Raw genomic sequence first — 17,343 nt, 5'->3', positions numbered from 1 at the left:
TTCCAGGGTGTGCAGTTCATGCTGGCGGACATGGCGATGAAGCTGGAGGCGGCGCGGCAGCTGACGTATGCGGCGGCGGCGAAGTCGCAGCGTGGGGACGGGGATCTGACGTTCTTCGGGGCGGCGGCGAAGTGCTTCGCGTCGGATGCGGCGATGGAGATCACGACGGACGCGGTGCAGTTGCTGGGTGGGTACGGGTACACGCGGGACTACCCGGTGGAGCGGATGATGCGGGACGCGAAGATCACCCAGATCTACGAGGGGACCAACCAGGTCCAGCGCATCGTCATGGCCCGCAACCTGCCGTAACAGCGCCTCCGAGGTGCACCGACGGCCGGGCCGAGCACCCGGTCCGGCCGTTCGGGGCCGATGCTATGTTCCGGGAATGAGCGAGAAGGAAGAGCAGGACCTGCCCATGAACGACGGGCCCACCAAGCCGGCGATGCGCGAGGCGCTCGTCGCCGCGGCCTTCGAGCTCTTCCTGGAACGCGGCTTCGAGCAGACCACCATCGACGACATCGTCTCGCTCGCCGGGGTCGGCCGGCGCTCCTTCTTCCGCTACTTCCCGGCCAAGGAGGACGTGGTCTTCCCGGACCACGAGCGCAGCCTCGCCGAGATGACGGAGTTCCTGGAGTCCGGCACCGGCGAGGAGGACCCGGTCAAGCACGCCTGCGACGCGGCCCGGCTCGTCCTGCGGATGTACGCCGAACAGCCCTCCTTCTCCGTCCAGCGCTACCGCCTCACCCGCAAGGTCCCCGGCCTGCGGGCGTACGAGCTCTCCGTGGTCTGGCGCTACGAGCACACGCTCGCGGCCTATCTGCGCGGCCGGTTCGCCGACCGGCCGGACGGCCCGCTGCGCGCCGACGTGACCGCCGCCGCCGTCGTCGCCGCGCACAACCACGCCCTGCGCACCTGGCTGCGCTCGGGCGGCGAGAGCGACTGGGTGGCCGAGGTCGACGCGGCGATGGCCTTCGTCACCGGCACCTGGAACGACCGCCCGGGCGGCGAGAACGGCGCGGGCGGGGAGTCCGGGGAGTCCGGGGCGGACGATGTGGTGGTGTTGGTCGCCAGCCGCCGGGCGCCGCTGTGGCGGATGGTCCAGGGCATCGAGAGCGCGCTCGGCGACGCCCACCGGCTCTGACCGCCGGCTCCGATCAGCTGGCTCCGGCCGACGCCGACCCGCTCCGGTCGCCACCCGCTGCGGAGGGCGCTCCCACCCGAACGGCGCAACTCCGCTCGTCCGGCGCCCGGCTGACGGGCCGCACGCCGTGCGGGCCGCCCGGCCCCGGGCGAGACTCGGTCGCAGGACGGGGGCCGCGCGCCCCGGGAGCGCGAAGGAGCGGCGATGCCGGGGACGCCCCAGCAGGAGAACGGTGGCCCCACCCTGCGCCAGGTGCTGCTCGGCAAGGGCTACCTCGGCCTGCTGCTGGTCGCCGCCCTGATCGGCGCCCCGGTCTCGCTGGTCGCCTTCGGCTTCGTCGGCCTGGAGCACCAACTCCAGCACTGGGTCTGGGAGAGCCTGCCGGTCACCGCCGGCTTCGACCGCGCCCCCTGGTGGTGGCCGCTGCCCGCGCTGCTGCTGGCCGGCCTGCTGCTCGCCCCCGTGGTCACCCGGCTGCCCGGGCACGGCGGCCACGTGCCGGTGGACGGGCTGGGCGGCCCGCCCACCCCGCCGGGCGCCGTCCCCGGCGTGGTGCTGGCCGCGCTCGCCTGCCTGCCGCTCGGCGCGGTGCTCGGCCCGGAGGCGCCGCTGATGGCAATCGGCGGCGGCCTCGCGCTGCTCTCCGTCCGGTCCGCCAGGCGGTCCCAACACCCGGAACTGGTACCGGTGTTGGGCACGGCCGGGGCGGCGGCCGCGATCTCCACCATCTTCGGCAGCCCGCTGGTGGCGGGCGTGATGATGATCGAGGCGGCCGGGCTGGGCGGCCCGCGGCTGATCGCTCTGGTCCTGCCCTGCCTGCTGGCCAGCGGGGTCGGTGCGCTGGTCTTCACCGGCTTCGGCCACTGGACCGGGCTGTCGATCGGCGCGCTCTCGCTGCCGCGGGTGCCCGAGAGCGGCGTCCCGGACCCGGGTGACTTCCTCTGGGGCGTCCCGCTGGCGGTGGTGATCGCCGTGGTCTGCGTGGCCGGGCAGGCCCTCGGCCGGCGGGTCAAGGCCTTCACCACGGGCGATCCGGACGGCCCCCGGCCGGTGCCGACCGCTCGTCGGACCGCCGTCCGGACGGTGCTGTGTGCGATCGCCGTCGGAGCCTGCCTCGCGGCGTACGCCCTGCTCACCGGTCGCTCACCGGAGGAGGCCGCGCTCTCCGGGCAGGCCACCCTGGGCGCGCTGGCGGCCGACCCGGCGGCCTGGCCGATCGGCGCGCTGCTCGCCCTGGTGCTGTGCAAGACGGTCGGCTGGGGGATCGCCCTGGGCAGCCTGCGCGGCGGCCCGATCTTCCCGGCGATCCTGATCGGTGCCGCGCTCGGGGCGGCCTGCGCGCCGCTGCCCGGCCTCGGCACCGCGCCCGCGCTGGCCGCCGGACTGGCCGCCTCCGGCGCGGCCGTCACCCGGCTTCCGGTCACCAGCACGGTGCTGGCGGCGGCGTTGCTGGGTGGTCAGGCCGCCGATGCGATGCCGCTGCTGATCGTCGCCGCGGTGACGGCCTTCGTCACCGGCGAGCTGGTCCGGGGGCGGTCGAGACGCGTCCACGCCCCGCCCGGCGGGGGCAGGCCGGCACCGGCCGACTGACCGTCCAGCCCTCGTCCGGTCCCGGTCCAGCCCTCGTCCGGTCCCCGTCCAGCCCTCGCCCGGCCCCCAGGCGCCGGCGCCCCGACGTCAACGTTCTGCGGCGCGAAAATCCCTTCGGGGGACGGCAGATGAACAACTGCGGATTCCACGGTCCCCGGTCGGCGGGGTGCGCGATAACGGAGGCACCCCGGCCGACCGGCCGGCGGGGCACCATGACCAGCAGCCAGGGAACCGAGGAACGACACCCATGCCGATCAGCGACTACGGCGTGCTCGCCGCCACCGCCGTCGACCGGCGCCGCGAGGGCGCCACCGACACCCCGCACTACCAGATCCACCTGCGCGACGCCGGGGGCACCGACTACCGCGCGGCGGTCAACGTCCTCTCCCAGCAGGCCCCCGCCGACCTGCGCTACCTCGCGGTCGGGGACTTCCGGCACCCCGTCACCGGCCTCCTCCCGCCGGCCGGCAGCGGCTGGAACCCGCTGCCGTCCCGGCCGGGCACGGCGAGCCTGGACTTCGTCCGCGGGCGCCTGTTCGACCCCGCGGCGATGCGCGTCCTGCCGCCCGACCTCCCGGGCCCGGACAACGACCTCGCCGACGTGCTCGACCAGCACGTCCAACGGGCGATCGCCGACCCGGCGGCCGCGGTGTACGTCTTCGGGCAGCGCTTCGGGCCCGAACCCGGCGTCCCGGACCAGGTGTTCGGCTTCCTGCCCGGCAACGGCGTGCACGACGTGCACATGAACCAGGGCAACAGCGGGCGGTTCCGGACGGACGACGGCGTCTACCAGGACGGCGCGCTGCTCATCCACCTGCCGGCGGAGAGCCGGTGGGCGGCGGTGTTCCTGGCCTTCCAGTCGCAGTCCTGGCACACCGACGACCGCACCGGACACGCCCTGCCCGCGTCCGTCCCGCACCCCACCCGCCCCCGGACCGGGCCCCGTCAGGCGACCGGACCCCAGCAGTAGGTCCTGTCCGGCCGATCCTGGCGGATCAGCCCGCGCTGTGGGACCGGCGGGACTGGGCGAGCAGCCAGGCGTAGACCTCGGGGTCGTCGTACGTCCGCGTCCAGGAGTCGTGGCCGATCCCCGGGTAGCGGGTGAACCGCACCGGACCGCCCGCCTCCCGCAGCGCCTCGACCACCCGCTCGGTGTGGGCGACCGGGACGACGTCGTCCTCCCCGCCGTGGAAGGCCCACACCGGGAGGTCGACGAGGCGCGGCGCCGCCTCGCTCAGCCCGGACCCGCAGATCGGCACTGCGGCGGCGAACCGGCGCGGGTACCGGGCGGCGAGCGCCCACGTGCCGGTGCCGCCCATGCTCAGCCCGGTGACGTACCGCCGGTCCGGGTCGATCCGGTACGTCCGCGCCACCTCCTCGACCAGGGCCGCCAGCGCGCTCACCTCCGCGACCCACGAGCTGTGCGCCGGGCACTGCGGGGCCACCACCACGAACGGCAGCTTCGCCCCGGCGGCGATCTGCCGCACCGGACCGTGCACGGCGAGCGCCGCCAGATCCTCGCCGCGCTCCATGGCGCCGTGCAGGAACAGCAGCAGCGGCCACGGCCCGGGGCCCTCGTCGTACCCGTCCGGCAGCGACAGGGCGTACCCCAGGTCGTTGCCGTCCTCGTCGACGGCGAAGCGGTGGTGCTGAACAGGTGCGGACATCGGTCTCCTCCAAAAACGTCAGGGGTTCCACGGGGCGGACCCGCCGCCACCACCACCCTTACCGAGCTGCCTCTCCGATTGATGACGCCGCCGTCACGGTTCACGTCGCAAAGACGCCGGACAGGGCCCGAGCGAGGGCGGCGCGGCGATGCCGAACTCCCGGCGGAGCGCGGAGACGGCGGCGAGGTAGCCGCTCATGCCGTGGACGCCCGGACCGGGCGGCGTGGACGCGGAGCACAGGTAGACGCCGGGCAGCGGGGTCGCGTACGGGTTCCACCGGGGGGTCGGGCGCATGAGCAGCTGGCCGAGGGTCAGGGCCCCGGCCCCGATGTCCCCGCCGACGTAGTTCGGGTTGTACGCCTCGTACTGGACGCCGTTGGTGCTCCGGGCGGCGACGACCGTCTCGGCGAACCCGGGCGCGTACTTCTCGATCTGTGCCGTGACGGAGCCGGTGGGGTCCGCCGCGTACCCGTTGGGCACGTGCGCGTACGCCCAGACGGGCCGTTTCCCGGCTCGGACCCGATCGGGATCGGCGACGCCGGGATCCACCAGCAGCACGAACGGGTCGCCCGCGTCGACACCGCGGGCGACCCCGGACTCCCGGCGGTAGATCTGCGCCTGCGACCCTCCGAGGTGCACGGTGGCGGCCCTGGCCACCTCGGTGTTCCGCCACGGGATCGCCTCGGACACCAGGAAGTCGACCTTGGCCGCCGCGGGCCCGTACCGGAACCTGCGGAGCCGTCGCCGGTAGGCGGCGGGCAGCCGGTCGCCCGCCACGGCCGAGAACTCCTTCGGCCCGGTGTCGAACATGACGACGCGCGAACCGCGCACCTGCGCCAGGTCGGTGATGCGCGCACCGGTGTGGATCTGCCCGCCGTGGCGCCGGATGTCCTCGGCCAGGCCGGCCGCGATCTCCGAGCTCCCGCCGCGCGGCACCGGCCACCCCGAACTGTGCGCCAGGTGGCCGAGGAAGACCGACACGGCTCCGCCGACGATGCTGGGGAGCCTGCCGACGGCGTGCGCGGCCACCCCGGCGAGGAGGGCGGCCGCCTCGTCGGTCGCGAACCGGTGGGTGGCGAGCGCCGTCCCGTGGACCAGGGACCGCCACGCGAGCATCGCCGGAGTCCGCAGGGACGTGGGGACGGAACGGAAGTCGGAGAGGAAGAGCTCCCCGATCTCGGTGCTGCGGCCGATGAGCGGTGCCATCAGCCGCCGCCAGCCGGCGCCGTCGCGGCCCAGCGCGTCGCAGGTCCGGTCGAGGTCCTGGTACGCCACGGCGGCCCGCCCGTCCGCCAGCGGATGGGCGTAGGACGCTTCCGGCCGGAGCAGGTCGACGCCGCGGGCCGACAGGTCGAACCGGCGGAAGAACGGCGACACGGCGGCCATCGGATGGACGGCGGAGCAGATGTCGTGCCGTACGTCGCTGTCGAAGAGGGCGTGCGTGCGCAGGCCGCCGCCGATCTCGTCCTGGCTCTCGTAGACGTCCACGTGCAGCCCGGCGCGGGCGAAGGTGACGGCCGCCGCCAGGCCGTTCGGCCCGCTGCCCACGACCGCGACGTCCCTGTTCCACTTCATGGTCGGTCCGCCTCGTTCATGGTCGGTCCGCCGCGCGGGATTCCACGGGCGGGGCGGCCGGTCACCGGGAGCTGGTGCTACCGGCGGCCCTTTGCATCGAACATTCCTTCCAGCTCCTTCAGGACCGACGGCAGGTAGAAGCCGGTCTCGCCCTCCCATTTTCGCTTCCCGACGCTGTACGCCGCCACGGTCTGGCTGACCGAGACGTTCGGGCGCCGCAGCAGGAGCTCCATGTTGTGTTCGACGACGGCATTTCCGGCCGGAAAGGCGGTGGCGAGCACGATCGGCTTTTCGGTGATCTGCAACGCCATGGTGGCGGGGGTGTCGCAGTTTCCCGAGGCGAGCCGCATCGCGAAATCGAGCGTTGCGGGGAAGACGGCGAAGGCGTCGACGCGTTCGCCGATCTCCACGTGTGCGGATTCCGGGAGGGAGGGGTCGGCGTAGTCGTCGGTCCACACGTCGCCGCCCACCAGTCGGCGCAGGGCGTCCAGCGTCACGAATCGCTGTGCGGACCTGGTCACCAGGAGATCGCTCGTGATCCGGGGAAACGACTGGCGCAGCCAGTGCAGCCAGTACGGTGTGAGCGCGGCATTGATGGATCCGGTCACGATGAACAGGATCCGCTTCTCGCCCAGATCGGGGATCGCCTGACTTCCGGCGCTTGCGGCGATTCCGGTGTTCGCAGCGCTTCCGGAGTTTTCGGTGCTTTCGGTTTCGGGCATCTCGGTGTTCCCCCGGTTCACAGGGCGAGTTCGGGCGAGATCATGATGGGCTTGATCCCGTCGGCACCCTCGGTCGGGACGGACGCCACGATCATGAACTGGTAGTCCCCCGACTCGCTGCTCCTCCTGCACGTGTCCCGCACGGCCCCGGCCATCAGGTTGTACCCGTCGCTGTTCAGCATCCACTCGAACATGGCCCCGTTCGAGGCGAGCGTGCGCACCTGCGACGCCATGTCGAACAGCGCCTTCGGAACCCGGCTCCCCGGGTTCCACAGCACGGCGAGCGGCTTCGCCTCGTTCCGCATGGCCAGGTCGGCCCACGTGGTCCACCCGTCCGCGGGCGTCGCGCGCGTGCGGTAGAAGACGTACAGGTCCTCGATGCCGGGGTTCGGAGCGAAGAAGCGCCACTGCGGCAGGTCGGGGAAGAACGGCAGGCGCATCTTGATCGGCAGCTTGTCGTCGGGCAGGTTCTCGAAGACCGTCAGCACGACGTGCGTCACCAGGGCGGCCTTGACCAGGGACGTGACGGTCCTGCGCCACGCGCTCATGAGTTCTCCAGGATGATCGCCGCCGTCTGCTGCGCCAGGGCGGGCTTGGCGATGATGGACCGGTGGCTGCTCGCCGGGACGACGTGGAAGTCCGCGGCGACCCGCTCGCTGAGCTTGCGCTGCTGCTCGGTGTTGTTTGCGGCCGAGATGACGACGCGCCGCAGCGGGCCGGCGGCCACGAAGTCCTGGCCGGCGAGGGGCTCGTGGAGGTACTCCTGGCGCGCCGCCAGCAGCACCTGGGGGCTGGAGATCGAGGCCAGGTACGCCCGTTGGATGTCCGGGCGGTACTCGAGTTCCCGCTCGGTGGGGCTCGTCAGCCAGCGGGTGGTGCCCAGGGCCGAGCCGAGCAGCCGTCGCGCGGTGTCCTGGTTGTAGCGCGCCACCCGCCGCTTCGACCCGCGGTCCTCACCGAGGAGTACGGCGTCCGTCCCGTCGACGATGTGCAGGACGGTGGCGCGCTCGCGCACGTAGGCGGACTCCGCCGCGACGTTCATGGCGGTGAGGGCGCCGATCGAGTGGCCGCACAGGACGACGTCGCCCTCCGGCGCGAGCTGTTGCAGGAGGAACTCGACCGACTGGGCCGGCCGCAGTCCGCTCTTCGAGCGCCAGTACCCGCTGCGGTGGTAGCGCAGGACCCGGAAGCGCCGGCTGAGCAGCCCGGCCACCCAGTCCCAGGACTCCAGCGGCGCGCCCAGGCCGCTTTCGAGGACCGCGACGGGGGCGGTGGGACCGAGCTCCCCGGCATCGAGCGCGTACTCGATCGCGAGGCCGTCCGGGCCCTGGATCAGGGAGGTCCCCTTGAGTCCGCTGCGCCGGGTGTACTCCTCCTCCAGGCGGATGTACGAGAGGTAGGCGCTGACCGCGGCGGCGGCGCTGAAGGTGGCGACCACCTGGCGTTCGAACCTCATCACCGGCCCCCGTTCCTGGGCAGGCGGTCCACGGCGTAGAGGACCGCCGCGTGGGCCGAGCTGAATCCCCAGAAGAACCGCGGCAGGCCCATCGTCACGGCGATGCCCAGGTGGAAGAGCTTGACGCCGGCCAGGGCCTTGCGGGCGTCCGCCGGCGCCAGCAGGTAGACGACCGGGAACCCGGTCTCCCAGACGATGGTGAACCACGTCATCGAACTGCACAGCAGCGGGCTCTTCTTCAGCCACCTGGCGACCGCGCTGTCCCCGTACTGCTGGGTCTGCAGGACCTGTTCCAGCGCCTCGCCCGACCGCCAGGTGCTGGAGATCGCCTTCGCCGCGCCGGCGGTCACGTAGGCGATGAAGGTCTGGGCGTTGACCGCGCGCAGGAAGAGGTCGTCGGACTTCTCGGCCTCGGGGACCAGGGCGGTGAGCAGGCGGTAGCCGCAGATCAGGGCGGCCATGTGGTCCGCCCCGTCCCTGCCGAACGAGGTGCGGTACTTGCTCAGGCCGCTGGAGGCCAGCATCAGGCCGGCTCCGGTGATCTGCTGCGCCCGGCTCCTGCGGCCGGTCAGGGTCAGCGCTCCGCCGACGACGCCCATGGCCTTGATGGCGACGGCACCGCCGCGGCTGTCGATCGCCTTGCGGAGGGCCTGCGGGACCACGCTGCGATCACGTTTCGAACTCAGGCCCTGCAAAAGGCCGTTGGGTCCGTAGGCGGCCGTCCTGGTCAAGGCTTCGAGGCCGCTGATGATCTCGCCCACCGCGGCCGGGGCCAGCGTCCAGTAATGCGCGTCCTCGCGCGATATGGGGTGGGAAGGCTCGTTGACGATCTTGGTGAATGGCATTCACGCGTCCTCGTGCTCCAGTCGAGCGGGGCCGGAAAGGGGAACCGCTCGTCCCCCTTTCCGGCCCGTCTGCTCACATGGGTGGTGTCACCGGTGGGTCAGTGGTTCAGCAGCCGAGGCAGATCGTGCTGCCCGTCACGACGACCTCGCATATGGCGACGATGGTGGGGGTGGTCATCGCGGGAGCGTTGTGTGCGTTCACGAAACCCTCCTGCGCCTCCGCGAACGAAGCGTTGACGGCATCGGTCACGAACTCGACACGCGATTCGGTGGCGTTCACTCTTTCTCCTTTTGATGGTGGAGACAGCGGCCAACCCGCAGAGGACCGACGCCCGCTGCCGGCCGCTGCCGTTCGACCATATGTCGTTCCGGTAACCACGGGAAGACCCTTGATGTGTTCATGGTGTGCACAATGCGAATCGGTGGCGGATAATTTCGAAGAAATTGACCAATTCCATTGTAGGCGGACATTCTTCGAATTCTGTGCAATGCCCCTTTTGTTGTGGAGTCACCGGATGCTCCTGTATTTGATCATTGATATCGCAGGTCAGGCCTTGATCGAGAATCCGGGCGGGCGGCGGATTCCGCCGAACAGTCCGTATGGCCTCAAATCGCCCCATTTGACTTGACGGCCTCGGGGCCGACCGGAGGGTGCGTGCCGGGCCGTCCGGAGGGCGTATTTGGGTCGGCTTTGCAGGATTGGGGCGCCTTGCTATGATCGGCCCAATGTTCAGAAAAGTATGAAAATGAACGTTTCGATCATCCGAGAGAAGACGGCTCGTCGATTGAAAAAGAAAACCGGCAAGGCGGCGGACGCACCGCTGCTGCAACTCGTCGACGTCACACACGCGTACGGTGACAGCACCGTGCTAGACCGGGTCTCCCTCCGCATTCACCGTGGTGAGTGCGTTTCCCTGGTCGGGGAGAACGGATCCGGCAAGAGCACGCTGCTCCGCGTGGCGGCCGGCCGGGAGAGACCCTCCGCGGGGTCGGTCGTCTTCGACGGGGAGGAGATCCACGAGGATTCCCTGGACGTGCGCAAGCGGGTCGCGTCGGTGATGGATCCCGGTGCGTTCTATCCGGACCTCACCGTGCGGGAGCACCTGCGGCTCGTGGCGCTGTCGCACGGCATGGGCGCCGGAGCCGATGCCGCGGTCGACGGGGCGCTGGAGTCGCACCGCCTCACGGCGCAGTCCGAACAGTTCCCCTCGGCCCTGTCCTCCGGGCAGACCCAGGCGCTGCTCCTCGCCGCCGCCTTCATCCGGCCGCACGACCTCCTCATCCTCGACGAGCCGGAACAGCGGCTCGACTCCCACGCCCGGACCGCCCTCGCCCGCCTGATCGCGGAGCACCGCGACCGCGGAGCGGCCGTCCTCATGGCCACCCACCACCGGGCCCTGAACGAGGTCGCGGACCAGATCGTCGAAGTCGGCTCGCGTGCGGGGCACTCGGGCCCGTCCGGGGCGGTGCGGGGGGAAGGATGAGCGGTTTGAGCGACAGCGTGGCACCCGCGACCGGGACGAGGGCGCGGGTGCCCGACAGGTCGGGGGACTGCACCGCGGACACCCTGCTGTTCCTGCGCGAAGCCCGGAGCGGCACGCGCCAGGAGAAGCGCAGGAGCGCGTGGTTCATCGCCTACACGGTCCTCCTGGTGGGCGGCTGCTGGGGCGTCCCCGCCCTGCTCCAGTGGACGAGTTCGACCCGGGCGGCCGACCGGCCACCCGTGCAGATCGGGGAACAGGCGTCCGCGACGCTCCTGGCGCTGATCCCGGCGGTGCTGATCCTCGCCCTGCTGCTCACCGCCCGGGGAGCGATGTGGCGTGGCCCGGTCCTGCTGGACCGGGCCACGACCGGCTTCCTGCTGCCCTCGGCCGTCGACCGGCGAGCCCTGCTCGCGCCGGGGCTGCGCTCCTCGGTGGCGCTGGCCTCCGTGGTGAGCGGCGTCGCCGGCGCGGTCGCGGGTTTCCTGCTGCAGGGCCTGGCCCCGCAGTCGTGGATCCTGCTGACCCTCGCGGGCTCCTGGACGGGCGTCTCGGTGGCGCTCACCACGAGCGCGGTCGGCGTCCTGGTCGAGCGGAACGACCAGTGGATGTCCCGCTACGGCCGCGGGGTCTTCGCCGCGGGGTGGCTCCTCGCCGCGGTCGCCGCCGCCGGCGTGTGGACGGCATGGACACAGGGGCGGACGGGCTGGCTGCAGGACCTCCTGCTCTGGTCGGGCCCGTGGGGGTGGGCGTCCCAACCGCTCCTGTGGGCGCTCGGCCTCGTGGGTACGGCGGGCGCCGTCGGCACGGTGCTGTCGGTCGGCACCCCGGTGGTCGCCCTCGTCCTCGCCTGGCGGGAACTGCCCGCGATCCCGCAGGCCGCCCTCAGGCTGCGCGCGACGGTCGCCGCCCAGATCAGCACGTCCGTCCTCATGCTCGACCTCCGCCAGGCCCGCTCAGGAGTACCGCGGCTCAAGGAGCGGCGCAGCACCCCCCGGCTCCGCCTCCCCGTGCCGCGGCACCGGCTGCTGCTGGTCCCGTGGCGCGACCTCACCTGCCTGCTGCGCAACCCCCGCCGCCTGAGGTGGGCCGCCGTCTGGAGCGGGCTCGCCGTCGGACTGACCGCGGCCGCCCCCTCCTTCACCTCGACCGCACAGCAGATCGTCGTCGTGCTGTCCCTGGTCGCCGAATACCTGGCGGCCGCTCAACTCACCGAGCCGGCCCGGCTGGAGAGCGACGACCCGCGGCGCTCCACCAACCTGCCCTGGACGTTCAAGTCGCTCGCCCTCCAGCACTCGGCGGTGCCCGGCGGCCTCCTCCTCGCGCTCACCGGAGCCGGCGCACTGGCGTGCGTGCTCGGCGGCCGGGGCGCCGCAGGACTCCTCCCGCTCCTCGCCTCCGTACCCGCACTCACCGCGGCCGCGCTGGTCAGCTCCTACCGGGGCGTCGTGCCCATGCACCTGACGATCGGTGTCAACACCCCCATGGGCAACACCGGCCCCGGCCAGGTGGCGCTCTGGTACCTGCGCGGCCCGCTGGCGGTCGGCACCCTCCTGTTCCCGCTCGCCCGCTCCGCAGCCCAGGGCCACCCGTACGCCGCGGCACAACTCGCCTGGACCCTGGCCGTCACCGCAGCCGCCCTCTGGTGGGTCCGGCGCACCGCCCACCGCCTCCACACCCGGTAGCCCCGACCCCACGCCAAGGGCCGGCCGACCCGCCGTCACGTCGGATCGACCGGCCCCACGAGGTCGGCCGACCACCATGCCCGAAGCCACGACTCCCCGGCGGAGACCTCCACCACCACCCGACACCACTCGCCGGGCCGCCGGTCCCGCGGTTGGTCACACGACGGCCGGGAAAAGCAAAAGACCCCTGAATCAACAGGGGTCTTGCTGGTGTCCGAGGGGGGACTTGAACCCCCACGCCCGATAAAGGGCACTAGCACCTCAAGCTAGCGCGTCTGCCATTCCGCCACCCGGACCGGGTGTTGTCCTTGCGGCTTTCGTTCTCTCGTCGGCCGCGCTGACAGATGTAACTGTAGCAAAGATCGGCTTGGGGTCCCAAAACGGTTCGGGGCGGGGGAATGGAGGTGGTGGCGGGGGCAAGGGGGAGTGTGTGGCGGGGGCGTGACCAGGGGGTTTCGGGGGCGCGCAGGGGGTGGATCCGGGTCGGGGGCTGGGGGAGGATGGGCGTACGTGCTCGTACGGCCCGGGTGCAGGTCCTGGGGGTGGCGCGCTGGTGCGTCGGTGCGGGCCAAAGACGAGGAGTGACCGTGAGCGAGCGGAGCGAGTCGGCGGGGCCGAGGGCGACGGCTGAGTCGGAGGTCGCCGGGATCTGTCGCGATCTGATCCGGATCGACACCAGCAACTACGGGGACGGCTCCGGCCCGGGGGAGCGCAAGGCGGCGGAGTACGTCGCCGAGCAGCTCGCGGAGTTCGGGGTGGAGCCGCAGATCTTCGAGTCGGCCAAGGGGCGGGCCTCGACGGTGGTGCGGATCGAGGGCGAGGACCGTTCCCGCCCGGGCCTGCTGATCCACGGCCACACCGACGTGGTGCCGGCCAACGCCGCGGACTGGACGTACGACCCGTTCGGGGGCGAGATCGCGGACGGCTGCGTGTGGGGGCGCGGCGCGGTCGACATGAAGGACATGGACGCGATGACCCTCGCGGTGGTCCGCGACCGGCTGCGCACCGGCCGCAAGCCCCCGCGCGACCTGGTGCTGGCGTTCGTCGCGGACGAGGAGGCCGGCGGCACGTACGGGGCGCGGTTCCTGGTGGACAAGCACCCGGAGCTGTTCGAGGGCGTGACCGAGGGCATCGGCGAGGTCGGCGGCTTCTCCTTCACGGTCAACGACCAGGTGCGGCTTTACCTGGTGGAGACGGCCGAGAAGGGCATGCACTGGATGCGCCTGACGGTCGAGGGCCGCGCCGGGCACGGCTCGATGGAGAACGACGACAACGCGATCACCGAGCTGTGCGAGGCGGTCGCCCGGCTCGGTCGGCACAAGTTCCCGCTGCGGATCACCAAGACCGTACGGGCGTTCCTGAACGAGCTGTCGGACGCGCTCGGGGTCGAGCTCGACCCGGAGAACATGGACGAGACCCTGCGGGTGCTCGGCGGCATCGCCAAGATGATCGGCACCACGCTGCGCAACACCGCCCAGCCGACCATGCTCGGCGCCGGCTACAAGGTGAACGTGATCCCCGGCCAGGCCACCGCACACGTGGACGGGCGCTTCCTGCCCGGCTACGAGGAGGAGTTCCTGGCGGAGCTGGACAGCGTGCTGGGCCCGCGAGTGAAGCGGGAGAGCCTGCACTCGGACAAGGCGATCGAGACCACCTTCGACGGCGCGCTGGTGGAGGCGATGCAGACGGCGCTGCGGGCGGAGGACCCGATCGCCCGCGCGGTGCCGTACTGCCTGTCGGGCGGGACGGACGCCAAGTCGTTCCAGGACCTCGGGATCCGCTGCTTCGGCTTCGCGCCGCTGCAGCTGCCGCCGGAGCTGGACTTCGCCGGGATGTTCCACGGTGTGGACGAGCGGGTGCCGGTGGACGGGCTGAAGTTCGGCGTCCGGGTGCTGGACCGGTTCCTCGACGCCTGCTGAGCACCTTGGGTGGACGGCCCGTTCCCGGAGTGCCGGGGGCGGGCCGTCCGCATTGTCCGAGCTAATGATTTGGGACAGAGCGAAGGAGATCAACAGAAACGATCCTGCAAGGAAATGCGGATCGACCGTGTGTGCGGACCGTCACCGTTGCGAGTGAATGGCAAATCTGTTCCGTACCCCGTTTGCCACACCCTCGTTCATCCCTGTGCAACCCGCCGAACGGGTTGCGTTGTCCATACAGGAGGAATGATGAAGGTCAAGAAGATCGCCGCTGTTGCCGCCGCCACCGGTGGCCTGGTGATCGCCGCCGCCGGTGTCGCGTCCGCTCACGGCGGTGCCGGCGCCGAGGGTGTGGCCGCTGGCTCCCCGGGTGTCGTCTCCGGCAACCAGGTGCAGATCCCGGTGCACGTCCCGGTCAACCTGTGCGGCAACACCATCAGCGTGATCGGCGTGCTGAACCCGGCGTTCGGCAACCACTGCGCCAACTTCTGAGTCACGCTCCGAGCTGCTGAGGCTCGTTGAGCCGACTCATTCGGCCCCCGGGCGGCGGACGCGCCGCCCGGGGGCCGCTTGCATGCGGAGTGCGGAGTGCGGAGTGAGGGGAGCTGGGTGCAGGGAGCTGGGTGCGGAGGGGCAAACAAGAGGGCAATCGCTCGATCGGGTGAAGTTGGTTCGTTCGGCTCAACCTCTCCGCCGCTCTCTCGTTAACTCCTGTGCAGTCGAAGACCTTGCCGGATATCCGGATATACGGAAATTCCGACTTTCGGAAGGTATTTACGTCAAGGTCGTCACGTCGTTCTCGATACGTCAGGGGAAAAGATGAGGAATGTAGCCAAGAAGGGGATCCTCACGGTCGTGGCCACCGGCAGTGTCCTGGCCTCGACCGCCGGCTACGCCTACGCGGGTGCCGAGGCCCAGGGAGGTGCCGCCGGATCGGCGGGCGTCGCCTCCGGGAACTCGGTGCAGGTGCCGGTCGAGGTGCCGATCAACGCCTGCGGCAACACCGTCGACGTGATCGGCGTGCTCAACCCGTCCTACGGCAACCGCTGCGCGAACGTCAGCGGCCACCCCGAGGCCGCCAAGCCGGGCGGCTCCCACGCGGGCTCCGGTTCCCACACCGGCTCCGGCTCCCACACCGGCCCCGGGGCCAACACCGGCTCCGGCCGGGGCTCCTCCGCCTCGGGCACGTCCGCCTCCGGCGTCGCCGCCAACTCGCCCGGCGTGGTCTCCGGCAACAGCATCCAGGCCCCCGTGCACGTCCCGGTCAACGCCTGCGGCAACTCCGTCGACGTGGTCGGCGTCGGGAACCCGGCCTTCGGCAACGACTGCGCCAACGTCGCGCAGCCCGCCCCGGCCCCGAAGCCGGTCGACGACTGCCCCGAGAAGCACAGCCCGTCCATCCCGCCGCAGGCCGGCGGGGAGGTCCCGGGCAACCCGCGCAACGGCGGCCCGTCCACCGCCCCCGAGGCCGGCGCACACTCGGCCCCCGCCGTCGCGCCGGTCGCGAGCGGCCAGGTCGCCCCGGTCGCGGCCCGCGCCGCAGCCCCGGTCGTCGCCTCCTCGCCGAGCGGCGCCGTCGGCAGCCAGCTGGCCTCCACCGGCGCCGGTGACGTCGAACTGCTCGGCGCCGCCGGTCTCGCCCTGCTGCTCGGTGGCGGCGTGCTCTACCGCCGCGCCCGCGCCGGGGCCCGCTGAGCCGCCGGTAGGCCACATCCCGCGGCGCCACACCCCCGCGGCGCCGCCGGAGCACGAGGCCGGAGCGTGACGCGCCCGCGGCCGCCTGGAGGTACGGGCGGCCGCGGGCGGGCGGAGGTCCGGTGTGAGAACCCGCATCAAGGCCTGACATGACGTGAAGCCCCGGCTCGAAAGCCCGGCGTGAGATCCCCACCGCGACGGGCGCGTTCCCGGGCCCGGAGCTCGCCGATCCGGAGCTCCCCGACCCGGCCGCCTCCCGCCTGGGCCTTCCCCACCCAGGCGCCCCGCCCGTCCATCCCCGCGGCGGCGGGTGGGTTCAGGCGCGCTCGCCCGTCACCAGCTCCGGACCTGCCGGATGATCCGCCGCCGCAGCCGGACCGTCCGGCTCCCGTCGGGGAACAGCCTCAGCCGGTCGAGCTCCCAGTGCCCGTACTCGGCGTGCTCGGTGAGCAGTTGGCGTGCCGCGTTGCGCGTGGTGCCACGCGGCATGCGCAGCGACTGGTACTCGTACTCCGGTTGCCGGACCGGCTTCGGTGGGGTCAAAACGCTCCTCCTGAGGATCACCTGCGCGCAAGCCTACGACCTGCCTCGGACAGTCGGCCCGGGTATTTCCGGACGTCCTCCCGGCCGTCCGTCCGACCCGGTGGGACGCCCCGGACCGGCCGGGGCACGCCAGCCCGACTGACAGTGCATCAGTCCCGTTGTTCCTCCGGACGGGATACCCCGATCCCGGCGCGCGAAGCGGCACCCGATCGGCCCCGCGCGGCCCGGCCGCACGCCCTTCGCGCCGGGCATGCGCGGGGACAGAACCACGCGGATCGGACATCAGGGGGGAAGTTGCGGTGAAATCGCGGGTGTAGGTGACAACCGCTGTGCGTACCGACACCGCGGGGAGATAGCGTCTGCACCATGTCTGATGCCGCGCAGCCAACCATTGCCGAGGTACGCGCCGCCGCCGAGGCGGTCAAGGCCGCCATCGACCGTCATCTGGAAGCGGTGTCAAGCCCCAGCGCAGCGGATGATCCCGCTGTGTCCGCCGCCTACGAGCAGCTCGCGACGGCGGCCATCGCCTACGACCAGATCCTCTACGAGGTCTACGACGAGGTCACCCCCTTCGAGATCCCCGGGGACGAGGGTCCGGGCGGCTACCACGGCCCCGAACAGCCGGAGGCGATCAGCGTGCTGATCCGCCGCGACTACCACGTCGCCGACCCCAAGCGGCTGCGCGCCCAGGCCGAGCGGCTCGACGAGTCGCTGACCCCCGGCGGGGGCGGCACCAGCGGGGTGAACGCCGCGATCGGTGTGCTGTTCGGCGAGTACGAGCCGGACGAGATCGCCGCCCGCAGCGAGGAGTTCGGCCTGGAGGAGGCGGACTCGACGCTCTGGGTCGCGGCGGCGGAGCCGACCGAGCCGGGGGAGTGGCTGCCGGAGCCCTTCGAGCACGCCGACCCGCAGATGCTGATCTGCCGGTTCGACGTGAGCGAGGTCTACGACGACGAGGACCCCGACGACTGAACCGTTCGTCGTGCGGACACCCGGAGGGCGGGCCCCACCTGTAGGGGGCCCG

18 protein-coding genes and 1 tRNA gene are annotated in these 17,343 nt (G+C 72.0%); 10 read left to right on the top strand and 9 right to left on the bottom strand.

Annotated elements, in window-relative coordinates; genetic code table 11:
* From AB0O82_RS15870 to AB0O82_RS15855, 4 genes are all read left to right on the top strand, one after another.
* The coding region (locus AB0O82_RS15870; protein ID WP_363583958.1) for an acyl-CoA dehydrogenase family protein at window positions 1–309 on the top strand (309 nt) is incomplete at its 5' end.
* Window positions 310–442: 133 nt separating this feature from the next.
* Window positions 443–1,141: a TetR family transcriptional regulator gene (locus AB0O82_RS15865; RefSeq protein ID WP_363583972.1), complete on the top strand. Its 699-nt coding sequence runs from the start codon at window positions 443–445 to the stop codon at window positions 1,139–1,141.
* 204 nt (window positions 1,142–1,345) lie between these two features.
* Window positions 1,346–2,731: a chloride channel protein gene (locus AB0O82_RS15860; RefSeq protein ID WP_363583957.1), complete on the top strand. Its 1,386-nt coding sequence runs from the start codon at window positions 1,346–1,348 to the stop codon at window positions 2,729–2,731.
* A gap of 247 nt (window positions 2,732–2,978) precedes the next feature.
* Window positions 2,979–3,701 carry a YukJ family protein gene (locus tag AB0O82_RS15855; protein WP_363583956.1) on the top strand — a complete coding sequence of 241 codons (723 nt, stop codon included), beginning with the start codon at window positions 2,979–2,981 and terminating at the stop codon, window positions 3,699–3,701.
* Window positions 3,702–3,726: 25 nt separating this feature from the next.
* Here AB0O82_RS15855 and AB0O82_RS15850 read toward each other — a convergent pair whose 3' ends face one another.
* The 7 genes from AB0O82_RS15850 to AB0O82_RS15820 all read right to left on the bottom strand — a co-directional run bounded on the left by AB0O82_RS15850 (window position 3,727) and on the right by AB0O82_RS15820 (window position 9,276).
* Window positions 3,727–4,398 carry a PHB depolymerase family esterase gene (locus tag AB0O82_RS15850; protein WP_363583954.1) on the bottom strand — a complete coding sequence of 224 codons (672 nt, stop codon included), beginning with the start codon at window positions 4,396–4,398 and terminating at the stop codon, window positions 3,727–3,729.
* Between the two features lie 93 nt (window positions 4,399–4,491).
* On the bottom strand, window positions 4,492–5,973 hold the full coding sequence (locus tag AB0O82_RS15845) for an NAD(P)/FAD-dependent oxidoreductase (protein WP_363583952.1): 1,482 nt from the start codon (window positions 5,971–5,973) through the stop codon (window positions 4,492–4,494).
* 77 nt (window positions 5,974–6,050) lie between these two features.
* A complete protein-coding gene (locus AB0O82_RS15840; RefSeq protein WP_363583950.1) occupies window positions 6,051–6,695 on the bottom strand; it encodes a flavoprotein in 645 nt (214 codons plus the stop codon).
* A gap of 17 nt (window positions 6,696–6,712) precedes the next feature.
* A complete protein-coding gene (locus tag AB0O82_RS15835; RefSeq protein ID WP_363583948.1) occupies window positions 6,713–7,243 on the bottom strand; it encodes a hypothetical protein in 531 nt (176 codons plus the stop codon).
* Entirely contained in the window at window positions 7,240–8,151 is a 912-nt protein-coding gene (locus AB0O82_RS15830) for an alpha/beta hydrolase (RefSeq protein ID WP_363583946.1), read from the bottom strand. The genes AB0O82_RS15835 and AB0O82_RS15830 overlap by 4 nt, the downstream gene beginning before the upstream one ends.
* Window positions 8,151–8,996: a hypothetical protein gene (locus AB0O82_RS15825; protein ID WP_363583944.1), complete on the bottom strand. Its 846-nt coding sequence runs from the start codon at window positions 8,994–8,996 to the stop codon at window positions 8,151–8,153. The genes AB0O82_RS15830 and AB0O82_RS15825 overlap by 1 nt, the downstream gene beginning before the upstream one ends.
* A 106-nt stretch (window positions 8,997–9,102) precedes the next feature.
* A complete protein-coding gene (locus tag AB0O82_RS15820; protein WP_350878031.1) occupies window positions 9,103–9,276 on the bottom strand; it encodes a cypemycin family RiPP in 174 nt (57 codons plus the stop codon).
* Between the two features lie 466 nt (window positions 9,277–9,742).
* On the opposite strand from AB0O82_RS15820, the gene AB0O82_RS15815 reads away from it, so the two are divergent.
* Complete coding sequence (locus AB0O82_RS15815) at window positions 9,743–10,480, top strand: ATP-binding cassette domain-containing protein (protein ID WP_363583942.1); 738 nt, start codon at window positions 9,743–9,745, stop codon at window positions 10,478–10,480.
* 5 nt (window positions 10,481–10,485) lie between these two features.
* A complete protein-coding gene (locus AB0O82_RS15810; protein ID WP_363583940.1) occupies window positions 10,486–12,162 on the top strand; it encodes a DUF6297 family protein in 1,677 nt (558 codons plus the stop codon).
* A 208-nt stretch (window positions 12,163–12,370) separates the two neighbouring features.
* Here the strand turns inward: AB0O82_RS15810 and AB0O82_RS15805 are convergent.
* Window positions 12,371–12,458: transfer RNA gene (locus AB0O82_RS15805), tRNA-Leu, on the bottom strand.
* Between the two features lie 291 nt (window positions 12,459–12,749).
* On the opposite strand from AB0O82_RS15805, the gene AB0O82_RS15800 reads away from it, so the two are divergent.
* The 3 genes from AB0O82_RS15800 (at window position 12,750) to AB0O82_RS15790 (ending at window position 15,776) form a co-directional block, all read left to right on the top strand.
* Window positions 12,750–14,081, top strand: coding sequence for a M20/M25/M40 family metallo-hydrolase (locus tag AB0O82_RS15800; protein ID WP_063346934.1), 1,332 nt, complete (start codon window positions 12,750–12,752; stop codon window positions 14,079–14,081).
* Window positions 14,082–14,327: 246 nt separating this feature from the next.
* Complete coding sequence (locus AB0O82_RS15795; RefSeq protein ID WP_363583937.1) at window positions 14,328–14,573, top strand: chaplin; 246 nt, start codon at window positions 14,328–14,330, stop codon at window positions 14,571–14,573.
* A 363-nt stretch (window positions 14,574–14,936) separates the two neighbouring features.
* Window positions 14,937–15,776: a chaplin gene (locus AB0O82_RS15790; RefSeq protein ID WP_363583935.1), complete on the top strand. Its 840-nt coding sequence runs from the start codon at window positions 14,937–14,939 to the stop codon at window positions 15,774–15,776.
* 333 nt (window positions 15,777–16,109) lie between these two features.
* Here AB0O82_RS15790 and AB0O82_RS15785 read toward each other — a convergent pair whose 3' ends face one another.
* Entirely contained in the window at window positions 16,110–16,319 is a 210-nt protein-coding gene (locus tag AB0O82_RS15785) for a DUF5703 family protein (protein ID WP_280681853.1), read from the bottom strand.
* 366 nt (window positions 16,320–16,685) lie between these two features.
* On the opposite strand from AB0O82_RS15785, the gene AB0O82_RS15780 reads away from it, so the two are divergent.
* Window positions 16,686–17,291, top strand: coding sequence for a hypothetical protein (locus AB0O82_RS15780; protein ID WP_063346931.1), 606 nt, complete (start codon window positions 16,686–16,688; stop codon window positions 17,289–17,291).
* Window positions 17,292–17,343 lie beyond the last annotated feature (52 nt).

Source organism: Kitasatospora sp. NPDC088264, assembly GCF_040685715.1.
In the GTDB taxonomy this organism is placed as follows: Bacteria; Actinomycetota; Actinomycetes; order Streptomycetales; family Streptomycetaceae; genus Kitasatospora.
This window is presented reverse-complemented; position numbering and strand designations above follow the sequence as displayed.

Excerpts from the sequence above, each read along its gene's own strand:
- AB0O82_RS15865 (WP_363583972.1), top strand. The coding sequence starts at position 443 with ATGCGCGAGGCGCTCGTCGCCGCGGCCTTCGAGCTCTTCCTGGAACGC.
- AB0O82_RS15860 (WP_363583957.1), top strand. The coding sequence starts at position 1,346 with ATGCCGGGGACGCCCCAGCAGGAGAACGGTGGCCCCACCCTGCGCCAG.
- AB0O82_RS15855 (WP_363583956.1), top strand. The coding sequence starts at position 2,979 with ATGCCGATCAGCGACTACGGCGTGCTCGCCGCCACCGCCGTCGACCGG.
- AB0O82_RS15850 (WP_363583954.1), bottom strand. The coding sequence starts at position 4,398 with ATGTCCGCACCTGTTCAGCACCACCGCTTCGCCGTCGACGAGGACGGC.
- AB0O82_RS15845 (WP_363583952.1), bottom strand. The coding sequence starts at position 5,973 with ATGAAGTGGAACAGGGACGTCGCGGTCGTGGGCAGCGGGCCGAACGGC.
- AB0O82_RS15840 (WP_363583950.1), bottom strand. The coding sequence starts at position 6,695 with ATGCCCGAAACCGAAAGCACCGAAAACTCCGGAAGCGCTGCGAACACC.
- AB0O82_RS15835 (WP_363583948.1), bottom strand. The coding sequence starts at position 7,243 with ATGAGCGCGTGGCGCAGGACCGTCACGTCCCTGGTCAAGGCCGCCCTG.
- AB0O82_RS15830 (WP_363583946.1), bottom strand. The coding sequence starts at position 8,151 with ATGAGGTTCGAACGCCAGGTGGTCGCCACCTTCAGCGCCGCCGCCGCG.
- AB0O82_RS15825 (WP_363583944.1), bottom strand. The coding sequence starts at position 8,996 with ATGCCATTCACCAAGATCGTCAACGAGCCTTCCCACCCCATATCGCGC.
- AB0O82_RS15815 (WP_363583942.1), top strand. The coding sequence starts at position 9,743 with ATGAACGTTTCGATCATCCGAGAGAAGACGGCTCGTCGATTGAAAAAG.
- AB0O82_RS15795 (WP_363583937.1), top strand. The coding sequence starts at position 14,328 with ATGATGAAGGTCAAGAAGATCGCCGCTGTTGCCGCCGCCACCGGTGGC.
- AB0O82_RS15780 (WP_063346931.1), top strand. The coding sequence starts at position 16,686 with ATGTCTGATGCCGCGCAGCCAACCATTGCCGAGGTACGCGCCGCCGCC.